This is a genomic window from bacterium (assembly GCA_021159335.1).
In the GTDB taxonomy this organism is placed as follows: Bacteria; UBP14; UBA6098; order B30-G16; family B30-G16; genus JAGGRZ01.
The window spans coordinates 1-6,891 of sequence record JAGGRZ010000070.1; the positions used below are offsets into that span (position 1 = coordinate 1).

A 6,891-nucleotide genomic window follows, 5' to 3' on the forward strand; every position below is an offset into this window, starting at 1 on the left:
AAGGACTTCGTCAGACCAAGAAGATGCGTGCTGGTGGATTATTTTAGGATAGTTTAACGGGAGGAGGTGGGATGTCTAAAATTATAATCGCCTTTTTATTGTTTTTTGTCGTTCTTTTTGCGCTCACTTTTGGGCAGGGCGTTGACTACACGAGATTTCTTAACAGGGAGTTTCCCGCAAGCATAATAAACTGCATAGTTTTGAATAATCCTTTTGTCGATGTAAGACTTATTCAGAATATTGGCGAAGATAAAATAATAGTGAGGCACAAGGTCAGCGCAACATTCCGCAACAAAAACGAGAGCGAATGGATGGCTAACCTTGTTAGCTTCGACACAGATTTTAAAGCTGATACGCTTTTTATAAATATTAAATATCCCTACAAAGAGCTTGAGTCGATGAATTCGCCTGTCTCTTTTGCCACCAAAATTGAACGGATGTTCTATCCTGTTGAGGCAGAATCGGTTATGATAACCAAGAAATCCCCGTTTCATCTGAACTCTGCGATATTTATCGAGCTTCCGAAACCTATTTATCTCAGGATAAACTCCCTTATAAGCGGGATAGAAATAGACGACTTTGATGGTGAGATAGATATTAATTCAAAATATGCGCTTTTTCAGTCCGCGGGTAAATTTAGGGGCAAGCTTTCGTTCGATACCCATGTGTCGGAAATAAGCATGAAAGATTTTGACGGTGAAATGGCTGTTAGTTCGGATATATCTGATGTCACTCTTTGTGGGGAAATGCTTGGCAGCATTAATATTAATTCTAAAAAATGTCAGCTCGTCTGGCTTGTTGATAAAGGGCAGCTGGACCTCGCAAAAATATCTGTCGATTCTGGCTTAGTTAGCATAGCTGGACTTCTTGCGGATAAAACATTTGTTTCCATGGATGAAGGGATGATAAGAATAGAACCTCTTTTCCCGATAGCTGAGACATTGTCGGTCAAAAACACCAAGGGCGACATTACACTCCAGATAAAGGATAATACTGCAAGAAGGATTGATTGCGTTTCAGAGGACGCGATAATAATTTTTGATGGCATAGAAAGAAAATCCCCATTCAGCTACACTCTAAGCGGCGAAAACGGGATTATAAAGCTTTGGTCGAAAAGTGGGGCTATAATGGTGGTAAAGAAAGAGTAGTTTATTCCTCGTTTTACCTTAATTAAGCTCTTTCTTATTTTTGGATAAAAAATTTCTTGCCAAAAAGCTTTTGGTTGATATTTTCTGTGCCTGAATGAAGGGAATACGGATAGCTATAGACGGACCAGCGGGAGCAGGGAAAAGCACCGCTGCACGACTTCTCGCTGAAAGGCTTGGATACAAATACATCGATAGCGGTGCAATGTACAGAGCGGTAACTCTTCTTGCGCTTAGATTCGATGTCGGCTGGGAAGATGAGAAAAAACTTGCAATGTTAATTGATAAGCATAATATTTGCCAAAATGGTCTTATCACGACCATTGACGGCGAGGATGTGAGCCTGGCTATTCGTTCTAAACAGGTTAGTGAGGCGGTTTCGGTGGTTTGTAAACATCCTCTTGTGCGTAAAAAGCTCGTTGAAATGCAGCGAAATCTTGCTAAGGATGGGGCAGTGGTTATGGAAGGAAGGGATATAGGAACCGTGGTGCTTCCTGATGCTGAACTGAAGTTTTTCATAATAGCGGACCAGGAGGAAAGAGCGCGAAGAAGACTTAAAGAAATGGTTGCTTTGGGAAAAAATGTTACATTCACTGAGGTGCTTGAGAACATTAAGTTGCGAGACCTTCTGGATAGTTCGAGAGCTGTGGCGCCGTTAAGGCAGGCTTCTGATGCAATACTTGTGGACAATACAAGGATGCCGATAGATTTTGAGATTAATATAATGGAGAAAATAGCCAGGAAAAAATTAGAGAATAAAGTAAAGTTTTAAAAGTTGATTAAAACTTTAACCAAAGGAGGCGTATCTTAATGGTGGAAGAAAAAAATCAAAAGTCGTCAAAGGAACCTGCTATTGAGGTTTTGATAGAGAAGGATGTGGATGAAGAGGGTAATGTTATTTTAGCAGAAGGCGACATAGATGACGAGAAGCTTACCATTTCTCCTGAAGAGATTGAGGAGCAGAAGCGGATTTATTCGCAGGGTTGTGCGGTTCTTAAGGACGGGACCATAATCGAGGGCACTGTTATCGCAGTCCGTGGGAATGATGTGATGATTGATATTGGATTTAAGTCGGAAGGGATTTTGCCCATTGATGAGTTCGGCGAGCAGAAGCCAGAGGTAGGGCAGAAAGTTGAGGTGTTCCTTGACGCACTTGAAGATGAGAACGGTCAGGTCGTTATATCGAAGAAAAAAGCTGATTTCATAAAAGTTTGGGATATAATTCGTGAAGCTTACGAGACACAAAAACCCATAAAGGGTAAAATAAAGAAGCGCATAAAAGGCGGAATGGTCGTCGATATACTCGGCGTTGATGCATTCCTTCCTGGGTCACAAATAGCATTAAGACCGATTCCCGACTTTGACGCTTTAATAGGCGAAGAATATGAGTTCCGTGTGATAAAGCTTAACAAGATGAGAAGGAATATAGTTGTTTCCCGCCGCGCATTGCTCGAAGCCGAGAGGGAGAAGCAACGACAAGAGTTGCTTAAAACCATCGAGGAGGGTCAGGTTAGAGAGGGTATAGTTAAGAATATAACTGATTTCGGCGTTTTCGTTGACCTTGGTGGGCTTGATGGACTACTCCACATTACGGACATGTCGTGGACGAGGATAAATCACCCCTCCGAGCTTGTTAAAATAGGGGATAAGATAAAAGTCAAAATCCTAAAATACGACCGCGAAAAGCAGCGCATATCACTTGGACTAAAACAGCTTACCCCATCACCATGGGATGATGTAGACAAGAGATTCCCTAAGGGCGCCAAAGTTAAGGGCAAAGTCGTTAATCTTACAAAATACGGTGCTTTCGTCAGGCTTGCTGAGGGTGTTGAGGGCTTAATCCATGTTTCCGAAATGTCGTGGACCAAACGAATAAGCCATCCAGCGGAGATGCTGGAAGTAGGTCAGGAAATATTCTGCGTGGTGCTCGATGTGGATAAGGAAAACCACAAAATATCGCTTGGACTCAAACAGCTCGAACCAGACCCGTGGCAGGTGGCAGCCAAGAAGTATAAACCGGGCACAAGGGTTACTGGTGTTGTGAGGAATTTAACGGCGTTCGGCGCGTTCGTCGAGATAGCTGAAGGTATAGAGGGTTTAATACACATTTCCGACATTTCCTGGACCAAACGGGTTAATCATCCGAGCGAGTTTTTCAGGCGCGGTCAAAAAATTGAAGCGGTGGTGCTCGAGATAGACCCCGAAAACCACAAGCTTTCACTTGGATACAAGCAGCTACAGCCCAACCCGTGGCCCGCATTGGGAAGAAAATATTTTGTTGGAGCGGAAACTGAGGGCAGAATAATCCACATGACCGACCGCGGCGTTGTAGTCGAATTGCCCGATAAGGTTGAAGGATTTGTTCCCGTAACGCAGCTTGGTAAACGCGTCGATCGTCCTCAGGATGCGTTCGGTGTGGGCGATATATTGCCTCTTAAGGTTATAGAGTTTGAGCCGCGTGACCACCGAATCGTGCTGTCGGTAGATGCATACTTCAAGAGCCGCGAGAAAGCTGACCTCGAAAGATACCTTGCCGCACATCCCATAAAGACCGTAAAAGTAAGAGATGTAGCGAAAGTAACACACAGGAAAAAAGAAGAATCGGAATAAAGTTTGATAAAAGGAGACGACATGCCATACAAGAAGCACAAAACCGTTTTTAAGCGATTGCGCCAGAGTCTGAAGCGTCGAGAAAGAAACAGGATAGTGAGGGGTTCTGTTAGGGCAGTGCTTAAGGCTATAAGAAACTATAAAACCCCCGAAGAAGTAATGAAGCGCCTCGCATGGACCATCAAAGCCGAGGACCAGGACCAGCTCAAAAAAATTCTTATGGCTAAAATGTATTCTATAGTCGATAAGGCATATCAAAAAGGTGTTATACATCGAAACAAAGCTGCCCGCCACAAAGCCCAAATAGCGGAATGGTTCAACAATCTTCAGGCGCAGTAAGAACCATCCTTAAATAGGGTATTTGCCACATAAATTTTAGTCTGATTAATTATTAACCCTGCTTAGTCTAAAAAAACCGCACCCGTAAAGGTGCGGTCGATAAGTTACTTTTGCGTTTATACTGATTCGTAAAGTTCTACTGAGTCGTGGTTTTTGCCTCTGCTTTTTTGGTTATTTTTGGTTGATACTTTATTGGTGCTCCGTCGAATAGCGCTATTGTTCCTGTGGTTATCACTTTTTCGCCGGGTTTGACTCCGTCAATTATTTGCACGAGCTGAGCCGACTTAACGCCAGTTTTTACTTTACGCGCTTTGGCAGTGTTGCCTTCGGCGATGTAAACGAGCGTATCGTTTACCAATGCATCGGTAGGTATAACTACTACCGATTCAGCCTTGTCGATGACGATTTTCGCGCTGGCATACATACCACTTTTGAGGATTTCTTTGGGGTTGTCGATGATTATTTTAACCGTGTATGTTCCGGTTCTCGGGTCAGCGATTTCGTCTACATTTTCCACCTTGCCCGTGAATGTGGTTTCGGGGAAAGCGTCAACTTTAAGCATGACCTCTTGTCCTGGGCTTATAAGCGCCACATCCCGGTCTGATACCTCGACCTCGAGTTTTACTTTTGATATATCTACCAGTGTCAGAACCGATGGTGCGCTTGAGAATCCCATCATTGCATTGAAAAATTGCCCTTCCTGGGTATTAACTTCAGCTACTATACCGTCGAAAGGTGCACGAAGCCTTGTGTTTTTGCTTGCCAGTTGGTATCCAGCCTTGGCGGCAAGATATGAAGCCTCTATCTGGTCAAATTGTGATTGCGTTATGGCGCCTTTTTCGTATAGCCTTTTCATTCTCTGGTAGTTTTTCTCGAGCGCGTCGAGCTGTGCTTTTGCTTGTTCCATTTGCTCGGGCGAAAGTTTCGCAAGAAGTTGACCTTTTTTGACTTTTTGACCCTCTTTAACGAGGATTTTGTTAATCCATGAGCTCATACCCGGTGCTATAGGAACTTCCCGGATTCCCTTCAAAACGCCGCTGTAAGTTATCGTCTTTTTCACCGTTCCTATTCTTGCTTCGCTAACATTAACTCTTAATGCTCCCGCGGGCTGGCTTGTTTTGGTGGTTTCTTTTTTAGTACATCCTGCAAGTAAAACCGCAACCACGAGAGCGGTTATTATTACTCTTATTACGGTGTTTTTCGTTCTCATTTTATTGCTCCTTCGCTAAAATTTTATCGATCTTGTTTTCAAGCTCACCGGTTAGCTTTTCGAGCTCGACTTTTGCTATATTGTAGTCAGCCATAGCGTTTAGGACATTAAGCTTTGCCCTTGTGAAATCTGCCTGTGCATCGAGAAACTCAAGGTTCGTCGCCGCTCCCTCGCTGAATAAGTCCGAAACTACTTTGTAGCTTTCCTTCGCAGCTTCGAGCCCGGAATTAGCTATTTCCAGTGATTTCTTTTTTTCCTCAAGTGTGTTGTAAGCGGCTTTCACTTTAAGCCTCACACCATCAATAACGAGCTTTTTGGTGTGCATAATCTGGTTAAGGTTGGCTTTAGCTTGCTTTATTTTTGCTACATTGGCTCCCCAGTCAAAAATATTCCAGCTTATAACCCCGACCGCAGTCCATGAGTCATACCACTTATTCTCGAGTTGCCTGTTCGGCTTCTGATAGTCATAATTGAAAACCGCCGCAAACGATGGTAACAATTCTCCGAAAGCCATTTGAATGCTCAACCGTGCAGCTTCTATTCCAACTTTCATGAGCCTTATGTCAATGGAATTTCGCAATGCCATTGAAATAGCGGAATCGCGCGGTATGGAATAATCCGTTACATTGAGTTTGTAGTCTATATCCACATCTACGGTATCCGGCAGGCCTAATGCCATTTTCAAACCGTCTTTTGCGAGTTTTACAGCATTCTGAGCCTGAGTAAGCATTAACTCTGCCTCGTAGCCTTTGACTTTTGCAGCGAGAAGGTCTTTCCTGTGTACCAGACCAGCCTCGACCATATCAGTAAGCTGCTTTATGTGGTCGTCAACCTGCTTTTTTGATATTTTGGCTATCTCGAGAAATGCTTTTGCTTTTGCGAGTTGAAAAAAAGCTTTTTCAGCCTGTGATACAGCCTCTATTCTCGCTTTTTTAAGCTCAAGTTTTTTCTGCTCAGTGCCTTTTCTTGCGAGAGCATATCCTGTAAAAATGGGAGCTGCGAGAGGTTGAGTCAAAGATGCTTCGACTTTGTCCATTTCCGCTTTTCCCATCTCGATTCTTACGGGTTCCATTCCAGGGGGCGTTGGAAACGGAAAGTTCTCCGGGTTCAGAACAGTGTATGGCGCTTCGTTAAGCCTCGTGTATGTGGCTTGTATTTTTGCTTTGGGCAGGAAGTTAGTGAAAGCCTGATACCTTTGCGCATCGGAGGCTTCCAGTGCTGCCTCTGCCGCAAGGACTGATGGATTATTGGTCGCAGAAATTTTTATGCAGTCCTCAAGCGTTAATGTCAGCCCAAAAGATGTACTTATGGCGGCTAAAACGACTATTTTTAAAATTAATCTCATCATCTTTCGACTCCCTTCAGGAAAATCCGTATGAGAGTTTTTGTTTCGATGTTTATATCCGCATTAATGGTTTTCTCTGAGAGATAGCTCCACATAAGCCCTCTCAGAACGAGATACATATCCCTTGGTGATAACCAGAATTTTCTTTCGTCATAGAACCTTTTGAAGAACTGCGTTCCAAATTCTGTCATAGTCCTGTTGAAATTTGATGCCACTTCTTTAAGCTCGGTTAGTATTTCGGC

General features: G+C 43.4%; 7 protein-coding genes. 4 read left to right on the top strand and 3 right to left on the bottom strand.

All coding sequences use genetic code 11. The features are described 5' to 3' along the window. Window positions 1-71: 71 nt before the first annotated feature. The 4 genes from J7J62_04155 to J7J62_04170 all read left to right on the top strand — a co-directional run bounded on the left by J7J62_04155 (window position 72) and on the right by J7J62_04170 (window position 4,094). The gene (locus tag J7J62_04155; protein ID MCD6124347.1) at window positions 72-1,148 is read left to right on the top strand and encodes a DUF4097 family beta strand repeat protein; all 1,077 of its coding nucleotides are present in this window, start codon (window positions 72-74) and stop codon (window positions 1,146-1,148) included. Between the two features lie 94 nt (window positions 1,149-1,242). Further along, entirely contained in the window at window positions 1,243-1,917 is a 675-nt protein-coding gene (locus tag J7J62_04160) for a (d)CMP kinase (GenBank protein ID MCD6124348.1), read from the top strand. A 38-nt stretch (window positions 1,918-1,955) separates the two neighbouring features. Continuing rightward, on the top strand, window positions 1,956-3,755 hold the full coding sequence (locus J7J62_04165) for a 30S ribosomal protein S1 (GenBank protein MCD6124349.1): 1,800 nt from the start codon (window positions 1,956-1,958) through the stop codon (window positions 3,753-3,755). Between the two features lie 21 nt (window positions 3,756-3,776). Beyond that, window positions 3,777-4,094: a 30S ribosomal protein S20 gene (locus J7J62_04170; GenBank protein ID MCD6124350.1), complete on the top strand. Its 318-nt coding sequence runs from the start codon at window positions 3,777-3,779 to the stop codon at window positions 4,092-4,094. 136 nt (window positions 4,095-4,230) lie between these two features. Here the strand turns inward: J7J62_04170 and J7J62_04175 are convergent, their stop codons facing one another. The 3 genes from J7J62_04175 to J7J62_04185 all read right to left on the bottom strand — a co-directional run. Then, on the bottom strand, window positions 4,231-5,304 hold the full coding sequence (locus J7J62_04175; protein ID MCD6124351.1) for an efflux RND transporter periplasmic adaptor subunit: 1,074 nt from the start codon (window positions 5,302-5,304) through the stop codon (window positions 4,231-4,233). Window position 5,305: 1 nt separating this feature from the next. Further along, a complete protein-coding gene (locus J7J62_04180) occupies window positions 5,306-6,652 on the bottom strand; it encodes a TolC family protein (protein MCD6124352.1) in 1,347 nt (448 codons plus the stop codon). Then, on the bottom strand, window positions 6,649-6,891 hold a 243-nt coding region (locus J7J62_04185), incomplete at its 5' end, for a hypothetical protein (GenBank protein MCD6124353.1). The genes J7J62_04180 and J7J62_04185, both read right to left, overlap by 4 nt.

Excerpts from the sequence above, each read along its gene's own strand:
- J7J62_04155 (MCD6124347.1), top strand. The coding sequence starts at position 72 with ATGTCTAAAATTATAATCGCCTTTTTATTGTTTTTTGTCGTTCTTTTT.
- J7J62_04160 (MCD6124348.1), top strand. The coding sequence starts at position 1,243 with ATGAAGGGAATACGGATAGCTATAGACGGACCAGCGGGAGCAGGGAAA.
- J7J62_04165 (MCD6124349.1), top strand. The coding sequence starts at position 1,956 with ATGGTGGAAGAAAAAAATCAAAAGTCGTCAAAGGAACCTGCTATTGAG.
- J7J62_04170 (MCD6124350.1), top strand. The coding sequence starts at position 3,777 with ATGCCATACAAGAAGCACAAAACCGTTTTTAAGCGATTGCGCCAGAGT.
- J7J62_04175 (MCD6124351.1), bottom strand. The coding sequence starts at position 5,304 with ATGAGAACGAAAAACACCGTAATAAGAGTAATAATAACCGCTCTCGTG.
- J7J62_04180 (MCD6124352.1), bottom strand. The coding sequence starts at position 6,652 with ATGATGAGATTAATTTTAAAAATAGTCGTTTTAGCCGCCATAAGTACA.